Source organism: Cupriavidus taiwanensis, assembly GCF_900249755.1.
In the GTDB taxonomy this organism is placed as follows: Bacteria; Pseudomonadota; Gammaproteobacteria; order Burkholderiales; family Burkholderiaceae; genus Cupriavidus; species Cupriavidus taiwanensis_D.
The window spans coordinates 1,767,839-1,784,171 of sequence record NZ_LT976853.1 but is presented as its reverse complement, the minus strand read 5'-3'; the positions used below and the strand labels follow the sequence as shown (position 1 = coordinate 1,784,171).

At 67.8% G+C, this 16,333-nt stretch carries 16 protein-coding genes; 14 read left to right on the top strand and 2 right to left on the bottom strand.

Annotated elements, in window-relative coordinates; translation table 11 throughout:
• The first annotated feature begins 190 nt into the window (after window positions 1–190).
• The 8 genes from CBM2594_RS08180 to CBM2594_RS08145 all read left to right on the top strand — a co-directional run bounded on the left by CBM2594_RS08180 (window position 191) and on the right by CBM2594_RS08145 (window position 6,278).
• Complete coding sequence (locus CBM2594_RS08180; RefSeq protein WP_116356389.1) at window positions 191–1,768, top strand: protein adenylyltransferase SelO; 1,578 nt, start codon at window positions 191–193, stop codon at window positions 1,766–1,768.
• Window positions 1,769–1,879: 111 nt separating this feature from the next.
• Complete coding sequence (msrB, locus tag CBM2594_RS08175) at window positions 1,880–2,335, top strand: peptide-methionine (R)-S-oxide reductase MsrB (protein WP_116356388.1); 456 nt, start codon at window positions 1,880–1,882, stop codon at window positions 2,333–2,335.
• Window positions 2,336–2,381: 46 nt separating this feature from the next.
• Entirely contained in the window at window positions 2,382–2,921 is a 540-nt protein-coding gene (locus CBM2594_RS08170) for a septation protein A (protein ID WP_116356387.1), read from the top strand.
• Window positions 2,922–2,953: 32 nt separating this feature from the next.
• Window positions 2,954–3,280, top strand: a complete 327-nt coding sequence (locus tag CBM2594_RS08165) for a BolA family protein (protein WP_062799129.1) — start codon at window positions 2,954–2,956, stop codon at window positions 3,278–3,280.
• 4 nt (window positions 3,281–3,284) lie between these two features.
• Window positions 3,285–4,079, top strand: coding sequence for a peptidylprolyl isomerase (locus CBM2594_RS08160; protein ID WP_115680161.1), 795 nt, complete (start codon window positions 3,285–3,287; stop codon window positions 4,077–4,079).
• Between the two features lie 42 nt (window positions 4,080–4,121).
• Window positions 4,122–4,421, top strand: a complete 300-nt coding sequence (locus CBM2594_RS08155; RefSeq protein ID WP_116356386.1) for a hypothetical protein — start codon at window positions 4,122–4,124, stop codon at window positions 4,419–4,421.
• Between the two features lie 545 nt (window positions 4,422–4,966).
• Window positions 4,967–5,554, top strand: a complete 588-nt coding sequence (locus CBM2594_RS08150) for a Tox-REase-5 domain-containing protein (RefSeq protein WP_198048114.1) — start codon at window positions 4,967–4,969, stop codon at window positions 5,552–5,554.
• A gap of 1 nt (window position 5,555) precedes the next feature.
• The gene (locus CBM2594_RS08145; protein WP_116356384.1) at window positions 5,556–6,278 is read left to right on the top strand and encodes an Imm52 family immunity protein; all 723 of its coding nucleotides are present in this window, start codon (window positions 5,556–5,558) and stop codon (window positions 6,276–6,278) included.
• An 83-nt stretch (window positions 6,279–6,361) separates the two neighbouring features.
• Here the strand turns inward: CBM2594_RS08145 and purL are convergent, their stop codons facing one another.
• Entirely contained in the window at window positions 6,362–10,408 is a 4,047-nt protein-coding gene (gene purL, locus CBM2594_RS08140; protein ID WP_116356383.1) for a phosphoribosylformylglycinamidine synthase, read from the bottom strand.
• 189 nt (window positions 10,409–10,597) lie between these two features.
• Window positions 10,598–11,200, bottom strand: a complete 603-nt coding sequence (locus CBM2594_RS08135; protein WP_116356382.1) for a winged helix DNA-binding protein — start codon at window positions 11,198–11,200, stop codon at window positions 10,598–10,600.
• A 233-nt stretch (window positions 11,201–11,433) separates the two neighbouring features.
• Between CBM2594_RS08135 and CBM2594_RS08130 the strand changes: the two genes are divergently transcribed.
• From CBM2594_RS08130 to CBM2594_RS08105, 6 genes are all read left to right on the top strand, one after another.
• Window positions 11,434–11,682: a hypothetical protein gene (locus CBM2594_RS08130; RefSeq protein WP_116356381.1), complete on the top strand. Its 249-nt coding sequence runs from the start codon at window positions 11,434–11,436 to the stop codon at window positions 11,680–11,682.
• Window positions 11,683–11,684: 2 nt separating this feature from the next.
• Entirely contained in the window at window positions 11,685–12,005 is a 321-nt protein-coding gene (locus CBM2594_RS08125) for a hypothetical protein (RefSeq protein WP_116356380.1), read from the top strand.
• Window positions 12,006–12,275: 270 nt separating this feature from the next.
• Complete coding sequence (locus CBM2594_RS08120; RefSeq protein ID WP_116356379.1) at window positions 12,276–12,494, top strand: DUF2188 domain-containing protein; 219 nt, start codon at window positions 12,276–12,278, stop codon at window positions 12,492–12,494.
• A gap of 91 nt (window positions 12,495–12,585) precedes the next feature.
• Window positions 12,586–13,701 carry a sensor histidine kinase gene (locus tag CBM2594_RS08115; RefSeq protein ID WP_116356378.1) on the top strand — a complete coding sequence of 372 codons (1,116 nt, stop codon included), beginning with the start codon at window positions 12,586–12,588 and terminating at the stop codon, window positions 13,699–13,701.
• A gap of 156 nt (window positions 13,702–13,857) precedes the next feature.
• Window positions 13,858–15,222 carry an amidase gene (locus CBM2594_RS08110; protein ID WP_116356377.1) on the top strand — a complete coding sequence of 455 codons (1,365 nt, stop codon included), beginning with the start codon at window positions 13,858–13,860 and terminating at the stop codon, window positions 15,220–15,222.
• A gap of 123 nt (window positions 15,223–15,345) precedes the next feature.
• Entirely contained in the window at window positions 15,346–16,311 is a 966-nt protein-coding gene (locus tag CBM2594_RS08105) for a TRAP transporter substrate-binding protein (protein WP_116356376.1), read from the top strand.
• The last annotated feature ends 22 nt before the right edge of the window (window positions 16,312–16,333 follow it).

The following is a 16,333-nucleotide window of genomic DNA, read 5'->3' as shown; positions in this document are numbered from 1 at the left end:
GCGGGCTCGTGCCGTTGAGGACGTACAATACTGCGTGGCATGTTGCACCTCAACATGTCGTTTTCCCTAGCCACCATCGCATTTTCGTGCCTTCCGCATGCCGCGCCGCACCGCCTCAGACGCGTGCCGCGGCACCGCGCCGAACGCACCGAAAGCGCACTGCCACCTGGCGCCCTAGCGCCCCTACGCGATGCCAGATACGCCCCAGCCGCACGCTCCTCAACCCGGCCCTGCCCCGGCCATCACGCAGTCGACGCTGCCCGCGCCCTTCGCTACCGCGCCCGGCTTTGCCGAACTGGGCCCGCAGTTCTTCACGCGCCTGCAGCCCACGCCGCTGCCGTCGCCGTACCTGGTAAGCGTGGCGCCGGCCGCGGCGGCGCTGCTGGGCTGGGACGCCAGCGCCGGCAGCCGGCAGGACTTCATCGAGACCTTCATCGGCAACCAGGTGCCGGACTGGGCCGATCCGCTGGCGACGGTCTACTCCGGACACCAGTTCGGGGTCTGGGCCGGCCAGCTCGGCGACGGCCGCGCCATCCGCCTGGCGCAGGCGCAGACCGCCACCGGGCCTTGGGAAATCCAGCTCAAGGGCGCGGGGCTGACCCCCTATTCGCGCATGGCCGACGGGCGCGCGGTGCTGCGCTCGTCAATCCGCGAGTATCTTTGCTCCGAGGCCATGGCCGCCCTGGGCGTGCCGACCACGCGGGCGCTGTCGATCATGGGGTCCGATGCGCCGGTGCGGCGCGAGACCATCGAGACCGCCGCGGTCGTGACCCGGCTGTCGCCCACCTTCATACGCTTCGGGCACTTCGAGCACTTCGCCGCGCACGACGACGTCGCCGCGCTGCGCAAGCTGGCGGACTTCGTCATCGACAACTTCATGCCGGCCTGCCGCGACGACGCCCAGCCTTATCAGGCGCTGCTGCGCGAGGTCTCGCTGCGCACCGCCGACCTGATCGCGCACTGGCAGGCGGTGGGCTTCTGCCACGGCGTGATGAACACCGACAATATGTCGATCCTGGGGCTGACCATCGACTACGGCCCGTTCGGCTTTCTCGATGCGTTCGACGCCAACCATATCTGCAACCACTCCGACACCCAGGGCCGCTACGCCTACAGCCAGCAGCCGCAGGTGGCGTTCTGGAACCTGCATTGCCTGGCGCAGGCGCTGCTGCCGCTGTGGCTGGCGCCGGAAGATGCGGACAAGGAAGGCGCGCGCGACGCCGCGGTTGAAGCCGCGCGTGCCGCGCTGGACCCGTTCCGCGACCGCTATGCCGCGGCATTCTTCCGCCATTACCGCGCCAAGCTGGGCCTGCGCCCGCCCGCCGGCGGCGAGGACAAGTCCGACGAGCCCCTGCTGAGCAGCCTGTTCCAGCTGCTGCACGGGCAGCGCGTCGACTACACGCTGTTCTGGCGCAAGCTGTGCGGCATTTCGTCGACCGACGCCTCGCGCGACGCGCCGGTGCGCGACCTGTTCCTCGACCGCGCCGCCTTCGACGCATGGGTGTCCGACTACCGCGTGCGCCTGCGCGCCGAGTCCTCGCACGATGCCGCGCGCGAACTGGAAATGCTGGCGGTCAACCCCAAATACGTGCTGCGCAACCACCTGGCCGAAACCGCCATCCGCCGCGCGCGCGACAAGGACTTCAGCGAAGTGGACCGGCTGCTGGCGGTGCTGTCGCGCCCGTTCGACGAACAGCCCGAGGCCGAGCACTACGCGGCGCTGCCGCCCGACTGGGCCGCGGGGCTGGAGGTCAGCTGCTCGTCGTGAGCGCCTGCAGGCTGGCGCGAGCCGGTGTAAGGTTCGCGCCATTGCCACGACCAACGCGGATGACGAACGCCTGACCGGCGATCCGCTCCAAGGAACACCGCGAGGAAAACCATGACCACCACCAAGACCGACGCCGAGTGGCGTGCACAACTCTCCGAGATCGAATACCGCGTCACCCGCGAGGCCGCCACCGAGCGTCCGTTCACCGGACGCTACTGGGACCACTGGGACCAGGGCATCTACCATTGCGTGGGCTGCGGCACGCCGCTGTTCGAATCCGCCACCAAGTTCGATGCCGGCTGCGGCTGGCCCAGCTATTTCCGCCCGATCAACGGCGAGGTGATCGCCGAGCATGTCGACCACAGCCACGGCATGACGCGGGTCGAAGTCCGCTGCAAGGAATGCGGCAGCCACCTGGGCCACGTGTTCGAGGATGGCCCGGCGCCGACCGGCCTGCGCTATTGCATCAACTCGGCTGCGCTAAAATTCGATGATCGCGACCCGGCCGAGCGTGCGGCGGATGATGCCCACGCGACCGATGCGCCTAAACACGACCCGCAGCCCTGATGCCTGAATTTGTCCGGCAACGATGCCGGACACAACCTGGACCCGCATGAAATTCCTGTTCGACCTGTTCCCGGTCATCCTTTTTTTTGCCGCGTTCAAGCTGGCCGACATCTACACCGCCACCGCCGTGGCCATCGGCGCCACCGTGCTGCAGATCGCCTGGGTCTGGTTCCGCCACCGCAAGGTCGAACCGATGCAGTGGGTCAGCCTGCTGATCATCGCGGTGTTCGGCGGCGCCACGCTGGTGCTGCACAACGAGACCTTCATCAAGTGGAAGCCAACCGTGCTGTACTGGCTGTTCGCGGCCGCGCTGCTGGGCTCGGTGCTGGTCTGGCGCAAGAACCTGATCCGCGCCATGATGGAAAAGCAGGTGTCGCTGCCGGACCCGGTGTGGGCACGGCTGAACGTGGCCTGGGCCGGCTTCTTCGCCGCCATGGGCGTGCTCAACCTGTACGTGGCCTACCAGTTCTCGACCGAGGCCTGGGTCAACTTCAAGCTGTTCGGCAGCATGGGGCTGATGCTGGTCTTCATCGTCGCGCAAAGCGTCTGGCTGTCGCGCCACATGCCGGAAAACAGCCGGGACTGACGGCACTCTCCACTCACCGAAGGAAACCACTGATGGCAGCCGATCCCGCTACGATCGAGGCAATGCTGCGCGCAGCGCTCGCCCCCAGCCACCTGGCCGTGCGCGACGACAGCGCGCTGCATGCCGGACATGCCGGCGCCGCGTCCGGCGGCGGACATTACGACGTGACAATCGTCAGCGAGCGCTTTGCGGGTCACAACCGGGTTGCCCGACACCGCATGGTGTATGATGCGCTGCGCGGTCTGTTCCCCACGCAGATCCACGCCCTCGCCGTGACTGCGTTCACCGACCAAGAGTACCAATCCCGCGCACAATCCCTCGCACCCTCACGCGATTCTTCCAGCAACTCTCAGACCTGATTCCATGAAGACCACCGTCCTCTCGTTCAGCCTGGCGGCTGTGCTTGCTGCCGGCAGCCTGCCGGCCATCGCCCAGAATGCCGCCGTCGTGAATGGCAAGGCCATTCCGTCGGCAAAGCTGGACAAGTTGATCGCCGGCACCGGCCAGCCCGACAGCCCGGAGCTGCGCACGCGCGCCCGCAACATGCTGATCGACCGCGAACTGCTCGTGCAGGAAGCCAACAAGCGCGGCCTGACCCAGCGCGACGACGTGCAGGAGCAACTGGAACAGGCGCGCCTGAACGTGCTGGCCGGCGCGGTGTTCGAAGACTACGTCAAGACCCACGGCGCCAGCGACGCCGAGCTGCGCAAGCAATACGACAAGATCAAGTCGCAGTTCGGCAACGGCAAGGAATACCACGCCCGCCACATCCTGGTGGAAAAGGAAGCCGACGCCAAGGCCATCATCGCCAAGATCAAGGGCGGCGCCAAGTTCGAGGACCAGGCCAAGGCCGCGTCCAAGGACCCGGGCTCGGCCGCCAACGGCGGCGACCTGGACTGGGCCAACAGCAGCAGCTACGTGCCCGAGTTCTCCGCCGCCATGACCGGCCTGAAGAAGGGCCAGATGACCGACACCCCGGTCAAGACCCAGTTCGGCTGGCACATCATCGAGCTGGTCGACGTGCGCGACGCCAAGATCCCGTCGTTCGAAGAAGTGAAGCCGCAGCTCACGCAGATGCTGATGGGCGACCAGAACTGGCAGCGCGAGCAGTTCCAGGCCATGATGAAGGCCCTGAAGGACAAGGCCAAGGTCCAGTAAGCCGCGGGCCGGTCGCCCCCGCCGGCCCTGCAGCCATCACGGATGCAGCGCGTGCAGACGACCGGCCGCTACTGGCAACTCTGGCATCTCTCGTCCCGCGGCCTGTGCTACTGCGCACTGGCCTGGACCACCCTGGACGGCGCCGCCCCCGGCTGGCGCCGGCTCCATCCCCACCTCCCCTTGCGGGATCGGTATTCCCCGGAAAAGACCTTGCATGCGGTCGTGGCCTATCAACTGGCCAACGGCAAGCTGCTGCCTGCGCGCGGATATCAGGGTGCGCGGATGCTGACGTATGCGTATGTGGCGTGGAGTTCCAGGCCGCGGAGCGTGGCTGCGGCCTGATGTTCAGGTGCTGGTGCAGCGGGGTGCAGGGCCCTGACTTCGTTGATGCGCCGGCCCCTCACCCCCGGCCCCTCTCCCGCAAGCGGGAGAGGGGAGCAAACCCTCGGCTGCGTCGGATTCTTCGGGCTTTGCAATGTCCGCTCGTGTGCTCCCTCTCCCGCTTGCGGGAGAGGGTTGGGGTGAGGGCGGGCGTATCAACGAAGTGATGACCGTCAGATGGCAGTGCGTGTCCTGCCCGTCTGATCCCCCCGGCAAGCAGCACAGCGCCAACCTTCAGCGGTCCGTAGACGCCGTAACAGCGACGACCTGAAAAAGGTGAGAGACAGTTCCAAGAGCTGAGGCGAAATTGCCCTCTGCATCCCCGCTCTGGCCGCATGCATCGAAGAAAAATCAGCATGCAGCGAACAGAGAAATTGCGACCATGCCCTGCTGAATTTTCGCGTCACCGGCACCTGCCGCGGGTTCTACCATGCCGACGATTGCAGCCCACCCGCGGAGGCCTCCTTGATCCCAGAACTCTTTACCGTCGTAGCCCGAGAACCGTGATGGCCGCACTTGCATGGCCATTCCTCGAGGGGCTTGCCACACGCATCCTCATTGCATTGGGTGCCGGCGCTGCAGCCGGCACTGCAGCCGAAGTCGCCCGGCGGCGTGCCGAGGAGGCCGAGCGCTCCAGGGATACGCCGATTGCCCACACCGATGCCCCCACGCAGCCACGCAAGCGCTGCCAGCCATGCCCGCCCGACTGTGGAAGTCTGGTCGAGCGGAACTGGAACATGTCGGACGTTGCGCGCGACTACCAGGCCCGGATTACCGGCTTTGCGCCGTTCACGGAATGGAACTTCGAGGGCATCGATTTCGACGGTTTTCGTTCGTCGGAATGCCTGCTGCAGGAAGCGAAAGCAAGGTATGACCAGTTCTTTGACCCGGAAGATGGCGAACCGCGGCTCTTTTTCAGCCTTAGCGGCGGTGAGCGAAAGATCATGAGGCAGGCATCGGCGCAGGCCAGGGTCACGCGTGCAAATCCGCCGAGCCGGCTGAACTGGTACTTCATGGAGCCCATCGCCTGTGAGTACTTCACCCGGCTTTTCCTGCTCGATGGCCTTGGCATTCGCACCTTGCTGCAGCCATAACATGAACATCACACTGACCTTCCGCCTGGGCAGGAATACCCTCCCCACCGAAACCGAACAACTGCATGACCTGTGGCGAGTCGCCAGGCTGCTGCAACCACTCGGCTTTCCAATCAGCCGCTGGTATCCCCCCGCCGACACCCCCGAGCATTCCTTGCTCAACCCCGCGTTCGACGACAACGGGCCGGCCCCTGCCGCCGTGGCGATTCTCAAGGCGGAGATGCAGGCGCTGCAGACGCCCTGGCGCCGTGACACTGCGGTTTGGAACGGAACGGAAGGACCTGGCGGCGTGGTCTGCGTCAACGCGCTGTCGGTTGACCCGTATCTTCCCAATTGCACGCTGCGGCTGAACGCGAAGCGCGTCGACGCCTTGCAGGACACACGGAATGTCGTCACGGTGGTTCAGGGCCTGCTGCAAATTTGGCAGGCCAGGACGCTGGAGGTCGCGCCGATCCGATACCAGACCCGGATGAAAGTCTTTCCTGACCGTCCGGGCGCCGGCTGGATGCTCTATGTGCCCACCGTGCTTACCGTGCAGCAGGTCCCGGAAGCAGCCACCCTGCTCCCTGTCATGGGCCAACCGCGCAAGCAGGCCGGCACCCTCATCATCAGCGTCGCCGATGCGCCTTTTTCCGCCGACAATCCCGACCACGTCCGCATCGCCAACAGGATCGAAGTCCGCCTCGTCGACCAGGACCTGCTGCCACGCTACGCAGACCAGTAGCGCACACCCGCCATGCAAAAAGCCACCGGCCCAGCCGGTGGCTTACTGACTCAACTGCCCCGACACGCGGGCGTCGGTGGGCCTTACCCCACCCACTTCCGCGCATTGCGGAACATCCGCATCCACGGGCTGCCGCCGTCGGCAACCTGCTTCCACGCGTCCGGCGCCCAGCTCATGGTCGCGGCGCGGAATACGCGCTCGGGGTGCGGCATCAGCACGGTGAAGCGGCCGTCGACGGTGGTCACCGAGGTGATGCCGTCCGGCGAGCCGTTCGGGTTGAGCGGATAGGTCTGCGTGACCGCGCCGTAGTTGTCGACAAAGCGCAGCGCCACGTGGGCCTGGTCGATATTGCCCTGCTGCGAGAAGTCCGCAAACCCTTCGCCGTGCGCGACCACGATGGGGATGCGGCTGCCTTCCATGCCGGCGAAGAAGATCGACGGCGAGGACTGCACCTCGACCGTGACATAGCGCGCTTCGTACTGCTCCGACTGGTTGCGCGTGAACTTGGGCCACGCACCCGCACCCGGGATGATCGGGGCCAGGTTGCTCATCATCTGGCAGCCGTTGCAGACACCCAGCGCAAACGTGTCCTGCCGGTTGAAGAACGCCGCGAACTGCTCGGCCATCTGCCCGTTGAACAGGATGGTCTTGGCCCAGCCCTCGCCCGCGCCCAGCACGTCGCCGTAGCTAAAGCCGCCGCAGGCGACGAAGCCCTGGAAATCCGCCAGGTTGGCGCGGCCCGCGATCAGGTCGCTCATATGCACGTCGTGCGTGTCGAAACCCGCGCGATCCATGCTGTACGCCATCTCGATCTGCGAGTTGACGCCCTGCTCGCGCAGGATCGCCACGCGCGGACGGACACCGGTCGCGATGAACGGTGCGGCGATGTCCTCGGCCGGATCGAACGTCAGCACCGGGCTGATGCCGGGGTCGGCGGCGTCCAGCAGGCGGTCGTATTCGCTGTCTGCACAAACGGGGTTGTCGCGCAGGCGCGCGATGCGCCAGCTGACTTCGCTCCAGTTGCGCTGCAGGTCGGTGCGCGAGGCGCCGAACACCTTCTTCGCGTCGCGGTAGATCTCGACCTGGTCGGTGGCGTTGGGCTTGCCCACCACGTGGCTGCATGCCGACAGGCCGGCTTCGCGCAGCACCGCGAAGACCGCGTCGCGGTCTTCCATGCGCACCTGCACCACCGCGCCCAGTTCTTCCGCGAACAGCGCGCGCAGGGTCTGGTCGTTGCGGCGCTCGGCGATCTGCTGGGCCCAGTTCTTGGCGTCGCCGTAGTCCTGTTCCTGCTGCGGATCGAGCGCCAGCATGTCGACGTTGAGCGAGACGCCGCAGTGGCCGGCAAAGGCCATCTCGGCCAGCGTGGCCATGAAGCCGCCGTCGGAACGGTCATGGTAGGCCAGCAGCTTGCCTTCGCGGTTCAGGCGCTGGATCACGTTGAAGAAGTTCTTCAGGTCCTCGGCGTTGTCGACATCGGGGGCGCTGTCGCCCACCTGCTGCGTCACCTGCGCCAGGATGCTGCCGGCCATGCGGTTCTTGCCGCGGCCGAGGTCGACGGCGATCAGCACGGTGTCGCCGGCGTCGGTGCGCAGTTGCGGCGTCAGCGTGCGGTTGACGTCGTCCACCGCGGCAAAGGCCGAGATGATCAGCGACACCGGCGCGACCACTTCCTTGTCGACGCCCTGGTCCTGCCACTTGGTGCGCATCGACAGCGAATCCTTGCCGACCGGAATGCTGATGCCGAGCGCCGGGCACAGTTCCATGCCGACGGCGTGCACGGTGTCATACAGCCTGGCATCTTCGCCTTCCACGCCGCAGGCCGCCATCCAGTTGGCCGACAGCTTGACCTTGCCCAGGTCCTTGACCGGCGCGGCGGCCAGGTTGGTCAGCGCCTCGCCGACCGCCATGCGGCCGGAGGCCGGGGCATCGATCACGGCCAGCGGCGTGCGCTCGCCCATCGTCATGGCTTCGCCTGCGCTGCCTTTGTAGTCCAGCGTGGTCACGGCCACGTCGGCCACCGGCACCTGCCACGGGCCGACCATCTGGTCGCGCGCGTTCATGCCGCCGACGGTACGGTCGCCGATACTGATCAGGAACGACTTGCTGGCCACGGTCGGGTGGCGCAGCACGTCGCGCACGGCCTGCTCCAGGCTGATGCCGGTCACGTCCACCGCCGGCAGTTCCTGCTCGACGCGCCTGACGTCGCGGTGCATGCGCGGCGGCTTGCCCAGCAGCACGTCCATCGGCATGTCGACGGCGTAGTGTTCCTTGAGCGCGGCGTCGACGCTGGCGTCGACCAGTTGCAGCTGCTTTTCTTCGGTGGCGATGCCGACCACGGCGAACGGCGAGCGCTCGCGCTGGCACATGGCCTGGAACTGCGGGAAGCTGTCCGGCGCGATCGCCAGCACATAGCGCTCCTGCGACTCGTTGCACCAGATTTCCGCCGGCGACAGGCCGGACTCTTCCAGGTGCACCTGGCGCAGGTCGAAGCGCGCGCCGCGGCCGGCGCCGTCGACCAGTTCCGGGAAGGCGTTGGAGATGCCGCCCGCGCCGACGTCGTGGATCGACAGGATCGGGTTGGCGTCGCCGAGCTGCCAGCAGGCGTTGATCACTTCCTGCGCGCGGCGTTCCATCTCGGGGTTGCCGCGCTGGACCGAATCGAAGTCCAGGTCGGCGGTGTTGGTGCCGGTTGCCATCGAGCTGGCGGCGCCGCCGCCCATGCCGATGCGCATGCCCGGGCCGCCCAGCTGGATCAGCAGCGTGCCGGCCGGCAGCGGGTTCTTGTGCGTGTGCGAGGCGTCGATATTGCCGATGCCGCCCGCGATCATGATCGGCTTGTGGTAGCCGCGCACGGTGCCGCCCACGTTCTGCTCGTAGACGCGGAAGTAGCCGCCCAGGTTGGCGCGGCCGAATTCGTTGTTGAACGCGGCGCCGCCGAGCGGGCCGTCGATCATGATCTGCAGCGGCGAGGCGATGCGGTCCGGCTTGCCGGTCACGCCGGGCTTGTGGTCGGGGTTGCGGTGCGCCACCGGCTGGGCGGTATCGCGGTCGTTTTCCCAGGACTCGACCGCATCCGGCAGCATCAGGTTGGACACCGTGAAGCCGGTCAGGCCGGCCTTGGGCTTGGCGCCGCGGCCGGTCGCGCCCTCGTCGCGGATTTCGCCGCCGGCTCCCGTGGAGGCGCCCGGGAACGGCGAGATCGCGGTCGGGTGGTTGTGCGTCTCCACCTTCATCAGCGTATGCGTCAGCGCCTCGTGGCGGCCGTACTTGTGGTCGTCGCCGCGCGGGAACCAGCGCTCGGCCACGTCGCCTTCCATCACCGCCGAGTTGTCCGAGTAGGCCACGATCGAGCCCTGCGGATTGAGCTGGTGCGTATTGCGGATCATCGCGAACAGCGACTTGTCCTGCTGCACGCCGTCGATGGTCCAGGTGGCGTTGAAGATCTTGTGGCGGCAGTGTTCGCTGTTGGCCTGCGCGAACATCATCAGCTCGACATCGGTCGGGTTGCGCTCCAGCTTGCCGTAGGCTTCGACCAGGTAGTCGATCTCGTCCTCGGACAGCGCCAGGCCCATCTCGACGTTGGCCGCGGCCAGCGCGCTGCGCCCGGCCGAGATATCGATAAAGCGCAGCGGCTTGGCCGGCAGTTCCTGGAACAGGCCGGCGGCATCGTCGCGCGACGCGACCACGGTCTCGGTCATGCGGTCGAACAGGTGCGCGGCGACCGCGGCGCGGGTATCCGCGTCCAGCGTCTTGCGCCCGCGCAGCAGGCCCTTCTTGCAGATAACCGTGATTTCGATGCCGCGCTCGATGCGGTGGATATGCGTGAGGCCGCAGTTGTGGGCGATATCGGTGGCCTTGCTGGCCCACGGCGAGATCGTGCCGAAGCGCGGGATCACCACGAAGCGGTCGCCCTCGGGCTGATCGGCGAACGGCGCGCCGTAGGTCAGCAGCGCCGCCACGCGCGACTGGTCGTCGGCCGACAGCGGCGTCTGCGCGTCAACAAAATGCAGGAACTGGCCATGCACCGACTCGATATCGGCATCGATTTGCCGGAGTGCGGTAAGCAGGCGTTGCTGACGGAAGGCGGAAAGCGCCAAAGCGCCGGGGAAGCACGAGAAATGCGCCATGATCGTAGCGGTCGGGAGGCGAGAGGTAGGGGCTGCAGCTTGGCCGGCACCGCTGCATGGGGTGCCGGCTGGCGGGAAACCGCTATTGTACCTTGCCGGGACCCGGATTTTGCACTGCGACATCGTCGCCGTGCTGTGTTATGATCTGGCGTGATAATGCTTATGCGTCACCTGACGTCGCCAGAGGGCTCAGAGTGACGTCGCCGACCGCGCAGCCTGCTCGTACAGCCCGGTCAGCACCCGCATCAGCCGGGCCAGTTCGCCGATTTCGGCATTTTCTTCGCTGCCCGCGGTGAAGTTGCTGGTCAGGCATTGTTCGCGGATCTCGCGGTAGCGCGCACACGCCTCGGCGCCGGCCTCGGTGGTCGAATACGTGGCCTCCTTGCCGACCCGCTCCCCGCTGACCAGCCCCAGTCCCTGCAGCTTCTTCAGCGCGTAGGTGACCAGGTGCGTGTCTTCCACGTTGAGCACGAAACAGATATCGGCCAGCCGCTTCGACCGGCCACGGTGGTTGACGTGATGCAGCACCAGCACATCCAGGAAGGTCAAGTCGCGCACGCCGGCGGCGCCCATGCAGCGCACCACCCAGCGGCTGTAGGCGTTGTAGGCCGTGTTCAGGCCGAACTCGAATTCCGACAACTCGGGGCTGCGCACCGACACCAGGTGCGACGACGACACGATATTCGCGCCGGCGGCGCGCGACAGCGCGGTGGCCGGCCTGCCGGCGGGGGCGTCGGCGGGGGTGTCGGCGGACACGGCGGCGGGCGCGCTTTCGGCTGGCTTGCGTGACATGCGGGAGATTCCTTTCGATGGGGGCATTGGGCGGCGGCCAGACTTGGGGCGCGAACCGTATCGCCACCGCCTTTGGCCTGACAGTTTATCGGCGAATTACCACGAATAAAACGACATTTCGGGCGTTTCGTTCCGGCGTGGGTAACGGATGGGCCGCACGGCGCCGCGGACCCTCGCCAAGCGGCAGGGAAACGCTATACTGTATATCCATACAGTACTCACCCGAGCCCCCCATGTCGCCCGAACCCGCAAACTGCCCCCTCTGCGGCGCTGCTGCCGAGCGCACGCGCGCCGCGCCCCGCGGCTATCTCTATCTCTGCCCCGCCTGCGGCGCCTTCCGCATCAGCCGCGGGGCGCTGGCGTGCCGCCAGGACCTGCCGGCTTCCGCCAGGAACGATGTCCGGCTGCTGCGCGCCTACGGCCACCAGCCGCAGATCGAGGTGTGCCGGGACGGCGTGCGCATCGTGCCCGGGCGGAGGTGAGCATGGGCAACAGCAAACGCGCGGTGGGCTGCCAGCTGCCGGCGGCAGCGCCCGCAACATCGGCCACGCCCTCCACGCCCTCCACGCCTGCCACGTATCCGGTCCCCGGGGCGAACGGCATCCTGGCGCAAGTGCAGGGACACCATGTCGCCGCCGCGCTGCAGACCCTGCCGCGCGCCACGGCCAATGCGCCCAATCACCATGAGGTGCTGGTCGAAGCCGGCCATCTCGGCACGGTCCGGCTCTTTATCGTGAAGAAGCTTGCGCGCCATAACCGGCACAGCCACTATTACTGGTCGGCCTACCGCGCGGAACCCGCGTGAAGCCCAGCCCGGCCTGCTCCCGGCGTGCCACGATGCGCGCCGGCCATCGCACTACCTGCCGGCTCGGCCCGGGCGCAAGCGTGGCCCTTGTTGCAGGCACCAGCAAGCATCAAGACGTGATGCACTTCTGCCACGCTACCGCTTGAGTAGGGATATGCTATGGCGAACACAGCGCGCAATATCGAACTGTCGAATGCGTTCACCCATTCGGCTTCGACCGCCCGCTGCATCTAGCGGGCGCTTTTTTTGCGCCCCGATCCGGGAGGCAATATGCAAGCGCGAATCATTCGCGTTACACCGGCCGACTCCGGCTGGGCACTCGACTCCGAAAGCCTTGCACAGCCGCAACGGTTCCCGACGCTCGAGGACGCCATCTCGGCGGGCTGGGCGCAGGCCAGGCGCGAGAACGGCGAACTGCATATCCATCGCCACGACGGCGGCATACGCCTGCGCGCCGCCGCCGGCAGCGGCGACGAACCCCAAGGCTGAGACCGCGGCGGGCCGGACGCGCCCGCAATCAGCGTAAGATGGATCCGACCCGGGTGCACAGACGGGTTCGCCCCATCCTGCCGGAGCACATATGCGACTTGCCGATTTCATCCTGCGCGACATGGGCCGAATCCTGACCGAATGGGAGTCGTTTGCTGCCACCCTGATGCCGGCCGCCAGACACATGGATGCGCCCGCGCTGCGCGATCACGCGCAGCAGATCCTGCAGGCCGTGGCCAGGGACCTGTCGACCCCGCAAACGCGACACGCCCAGCGCGAGAAGTCCCAGGGGCGTGCGCCGCGCCTCTCCGATGCACCGGAAACCGCGGCGCAGACCCACGCGCTGCTGCGGGCGCGCCATGGCTTCAGCATCAACCAGATGGTCAGCGAGTACCGGGCCCTGCGCGCCAGCGTGCTGTGCCTGTGGCTCGATGCCTGCCATCCGGCCCCGCCCGAACTCGATGACATGATGCGTTTCAACGAGGCCATCGACCAGGCGGTCGCGGAATCCGTGGCCTTCTTCGATGCGCAGGCCGAGCAGGCGCGCAACCTGCTGCTCGGCATGCTGGGACACGACATGCGCAGCCCGCTGCAGACCATCCAGACCACCGCCCAGTTCCTGGCGGCGCTGAATGCCGGCGAGAAAGTCTCGGAAGCCGCGGCGCGCCTGATCCGCAGCGGCGCCCGCATGAATTCGCTGCTGGACGACCTGTGCGATTTCAACCGGACCAAGCTTGGCCTGGGCATCAATATCGCGCCTGCCGGGATCGACCTGGCGCAGGTTTTCGGCGATGCCGTCGACCAGCTGCGCGCCGCCCACCCGCGCCACCGCATCGAATTCGCGGTCCATGGCAACGTGCAGGGCACCTGGGACGGCCTGCGGCTGCAGCAGCTGCTCTCAAACCTGGTCACCAATGCCGTCACGTACGGCACGGCGGACGCGCCGGTCCGCGTTGTCGTGACGGGCCAGGATGCGCAGGTCCTTGTCGCGGTCTGGAACAGCGGCCCGCCGATCGATCCGCAGACACTGGGCCAGATCTTCAACCCGCTCAGGCGCGGCGAGGACCGGCACGACAGGAACGCGCCCGGGCTGGGGCTCGGGCTGTATATCGCGAAGGAAATCGCCACCGCCCACCACGGCGCGATCGACGCCCGCTCCGATCCGGGCGGCACCGTGTTCGAGGTGCAACTGCCGCGCCGCCCCTAGCCGGCTCCCCCAGCCGCCCCCCGGCCGGCGCACCTAGAGGCCTTCCCTACCTGTCACCTTGCCGGGCTTCTTGCTACCCTTGAGGCTCCCGGGCTTCACCCGGCGGCCCCGCCCCCCGCGCGCTGCCAGCCTGCCCGCACCACCCATGCAGACCCCATGCCATTGATGCTTCCCGACCTCGACACCCTCAACGCCCGCCTGCGCGACGGCACCACCAGCCGCGCGCAGATCGTCGAGCAGGCCGCGGCCCGGGCAGCCACGCCGGCGGCCGAGGCCGTGTTCCTGCACAGCACCTTCGACGCCGCCGCGCAGGTGGCGCGCGCCGCCGATGCCGCCAGCCGCGCCGGCAAGGCGCTGCATCCGCTGGCGGGCCTGCCGGTTTCGATCAAGGACCTGTATGACGTCGCCGGCGAGGTCACCCGTGCCGCCTCGCTGGTGCGCGCCGATGCCGCGCCGGCCGCCGCCGACGCCGCGGTGGTGGCGCGGCTGCGCGCGGCCGGGGCGGCGCTGGTCGGGCGTACCAACATGACCGAGTTCGCGTTCTCCGGCGTGGGCATCAATCCGCATTACGGCACGCCGGTCAATCCGGCCAGCGGCGATGGCGCCGCGCGCATCCCGGGCGGATCGTCGTCGGGCGCCGCGGTATCGGTGGCGCTGGGGCTGGCGGTCGCCGCGCTGGGCAGCGATACCGGAGGGTCGATCCGCATCCCGGCCGCGCTGTGCGGCATTACCGGCTTCAAGCCCACCGCGCGGCGCGTGCCGCTGACCGGCGCCTTCCCGCTGTCGTACACGCTCGACACCGCCTGCGCCATGGCGCGCACGGTCGGCGACTGCATTGCGGTGGACAGCGTGATTGCCGACAGCGCGGTGCTGCCGCGCGTGACCGATGCCGCCGCCACGCGCCTGGCAATCCCGCGCCAGCTGCTGCTGGACGATCTCGACCCGGTGGTGGCGCGCGCCTTCGACCGCGCGCTGGGCCGGCTGTCGGCCGCCGGCGTGCGGCTGGAGCATGTCGACCTGCCAGAACTCGTCGAACTGGCCGCGCTGAACGCGCACGGCGGCTTCAGCGCGGCCGAGGCCTATGCTATCCACCGCCACGTGCTGGCGGCGCGCCGCGACCGCTACGATGCGCGCGTGGCGTCGCGCATCGACCGCGGCGCGGGCATCAGCGCCGCCGACTATATCGACCTGGGCCGCGCGCGGCTGGACTGGATCGCCCGCATGGAAGCGCGCCTGGCCGGCTTCGACGCGGTGGTCTGCCCCACCGTGCCGATGGTCGCGCCCGAGATCGCGCCGCTGCGCACCGATGACGCGCACTTCTTCCGCGTCAATGCCCTGCTGTTGCGCAATACCTCGGCCTTCAATTTCTTCGACGGCTGCTCGGTGTCGATGCCCTGCCACGCGCCGGACGAACTGCCGGTGGGCCTGATGCTGTCGCACGGACCGATGCGCGACGCCGGGCTGCTCGGCACGGCGCTTGCATTGGAGCGCATCGTGCAACCCTCACCGCGCGACGACTGAGCCCGCTGCCGCGCCGCTGATCTTGCGCCGCGCGCGCCCACGGGCCGGGCCCGCGCGTGGCACCAGGTAGTACGCAACCCGCTGTACAACCGCGCCCCCGCGCGCACACCAGGAGAGATCGAGATGCGAGTCAAGGCAATGATCGCGGCCACGCTGATGCTGGCCGCCGTGGCGGCACAGGCGGACACCAAGTGGGACCTGCCCACCGGCTACCCCGTCGCCAACCTGCACACCGAGAACCTGCAGCAGATGGCCGCCGACGTCGACAAGGCCACCGGCGGCAAGCTCAAGATCGTGCTGCACCCCAACGGGTCGCTGCTCAAGGCCAACGAGATCAAGCGCGGCGTGCAGACCGGCCAGGTGCAGATGGGCGAGATCCTGATGTCGCTGCTGGCCAACGAGAACCCGGTGTTCGGCGTCGACGCGGTGCCGTTCCTCGCCACCAGCTATGCCGATGCCTACAAGCTGTGGCAGGCCTCGCGCCCGGTCACCGAGAAGGTGCTCGACAAGCAGGGGCTGAAGCTGCTGTACGCGGTGGCCTGGCCGCCGCAGGGCATCTACGCCAACAAGCCGATCAACTCAGCCGCCGACATGAAGGGCCTGAAGTGGCGCGCCTACAATCCCGCCACCTCGCGCATCGCCGAACTGGTCGGCGCGCAGCCGGTCACGATCCAGGCCGCCGACCTGGCGCAGGCGCTCGCCACCGGCACCGTCAACTCGTTCATGTCGTCGGGCGCGACCGGCGTCGACACCAAGGTGTGGGAGAGCGTGAAGTACTTCTATGCGGTCGATGCCTGGCTGCCGAAGAACATGCTGGTGGTCAGCAAGAAGGCCTTCGCCGCGCTCGACAAGCCCACCCAGGACGCGCTGCTCAAGGCCGTCGCCGATGCCGAGAAGCGCGGCTGGCAGGTATCCGAGCAAAAGACCAAGGAATACCTGGCGACGCTGGCCAAGAACGGCATGACGGTGCAGCCGCCCTCGCCGCAGCTCAAGGCCGACATGCAGAAGCTGGGCCAGACCATGGTCGACGACTGGGCCAAGAGCGCGGGCCCTGACGGCAAGGCCATCCTCGACGCCTACCGCAAGTAAGCCCGCGGACCCGCGTCCACCG

Bases quoted from the DNA above. Each gene is read 5' to 3' on its own strand.
- CBM2594_RS08110 (WP_116356377.1), top strand. From the start codon at position 13,858: ATGCCATTGATGCTTCCCGACCTCGACACCCTCAACGCCCGCCTGCGC.
- CBM2594_RS08155 (WP_116356386.1), top strand. From the start codon at position 4,122: ATGCAGCGCGTGCAGACGACCGGCCGCTACTGGCAACTCTGGCATCTC.
- CBM2594_RS08105 (WP_116356376.1), top strand. From the start codon at position 15,346: ATGCGAGTCAAGGCAATGATCGCGGCCACGCTGATGCTGGCCGCCGTG.
- CBM2594_RS08145 (WP_116356384.1), top strand. From the start codon at position 5,556: ATGAACATCACACTGACCTTCCGCCTGGGCAGGAATACCCTCCCCACC.
- CBM2594_RS08120 (WP_116356379.1), top strand. From the start codon at position 12,276: ATGCAAGCGCGAATCATTCGCGTTACACCGGCCGACTCCGGCTGGGCA.
- CBM2594_RS08170 (WP_116356387.1), top strand. From the start codon at position 2,382: ATGAAATTCCTGTTCGACCTGTTCCCGGTCATCCTTTTTTTTGCCGCG.
- purL (WP_116356383.1), bottom strand. From the start codon at position 10,408: ATGGCGCATTTCTCGTGCTTCCCCGGCGCTTTGGCGCTTTCCGCCTTC.
- CBM2594_RS08115 (WP_116356378.1), top strand. From the start codon at position 12,586: ATGCGACTTGCCGATTTCATCCTGCGCGACATGGGCCGAATCCTGACC.
- CBM2594_RS08125 (WP_116356380.1), top strand. From the start codon at position 11,685: ATGGGCAACAGCAAACGCGCGGTGGGCTGCCAGCTGCCGGCGGCAGCG.
- CBM2594_RS08150 (WP_198048114.1), top strand. From the start codon at position 4,967: ATGGCCGCACTTGCATGGCCATTCCTCGAGGGGCTTGCCACACGCATC.
- CBM2594_RS08160 (WP_115680161.1), top strand. From the start codon at position 3,285: ATGAAGACCACCGTCCTCTCGTTCAGCCTGGCGGCTGTGCTTGCTGCC.
- msrB (WP_116356388.1), top strand. From the start codon at position 1,880: ATGACCACCACCAAGACCGACGCCGAGTGGCGTGCACAACTCTCCGAG.
- CBM2594_RS08135 (WP_116356382.1), bottom strand. From the start codon at position 11,200: ATGTCACGCAAGCCAGCCGAAAGCGCGCCCGCCGCCGTGTCCGCCGAC.
- CBM2594_RS08180 (WP_116356389.1), top strand. From the start codon at position 191: ATGCCAGATACGCCCCAGCCGCACGCTCCTCAACCCGGCCCTGCCCCG.
- CBM2594_RS08165 (WP_062799129.1), top strand. From the start codon at position 2,954: ATGGCAGCCGATCCCGCTACGATCGAGGCAATGCTGCGCGCAGCGCTC.
- CBM2594_RS08130 (WP_116356381.1), top strand. From the start codon at position 11,434: ATGTCGCCCGAACCCGCAAACTGCCCCCTCTGCGGCGCTGCTGCCGAG.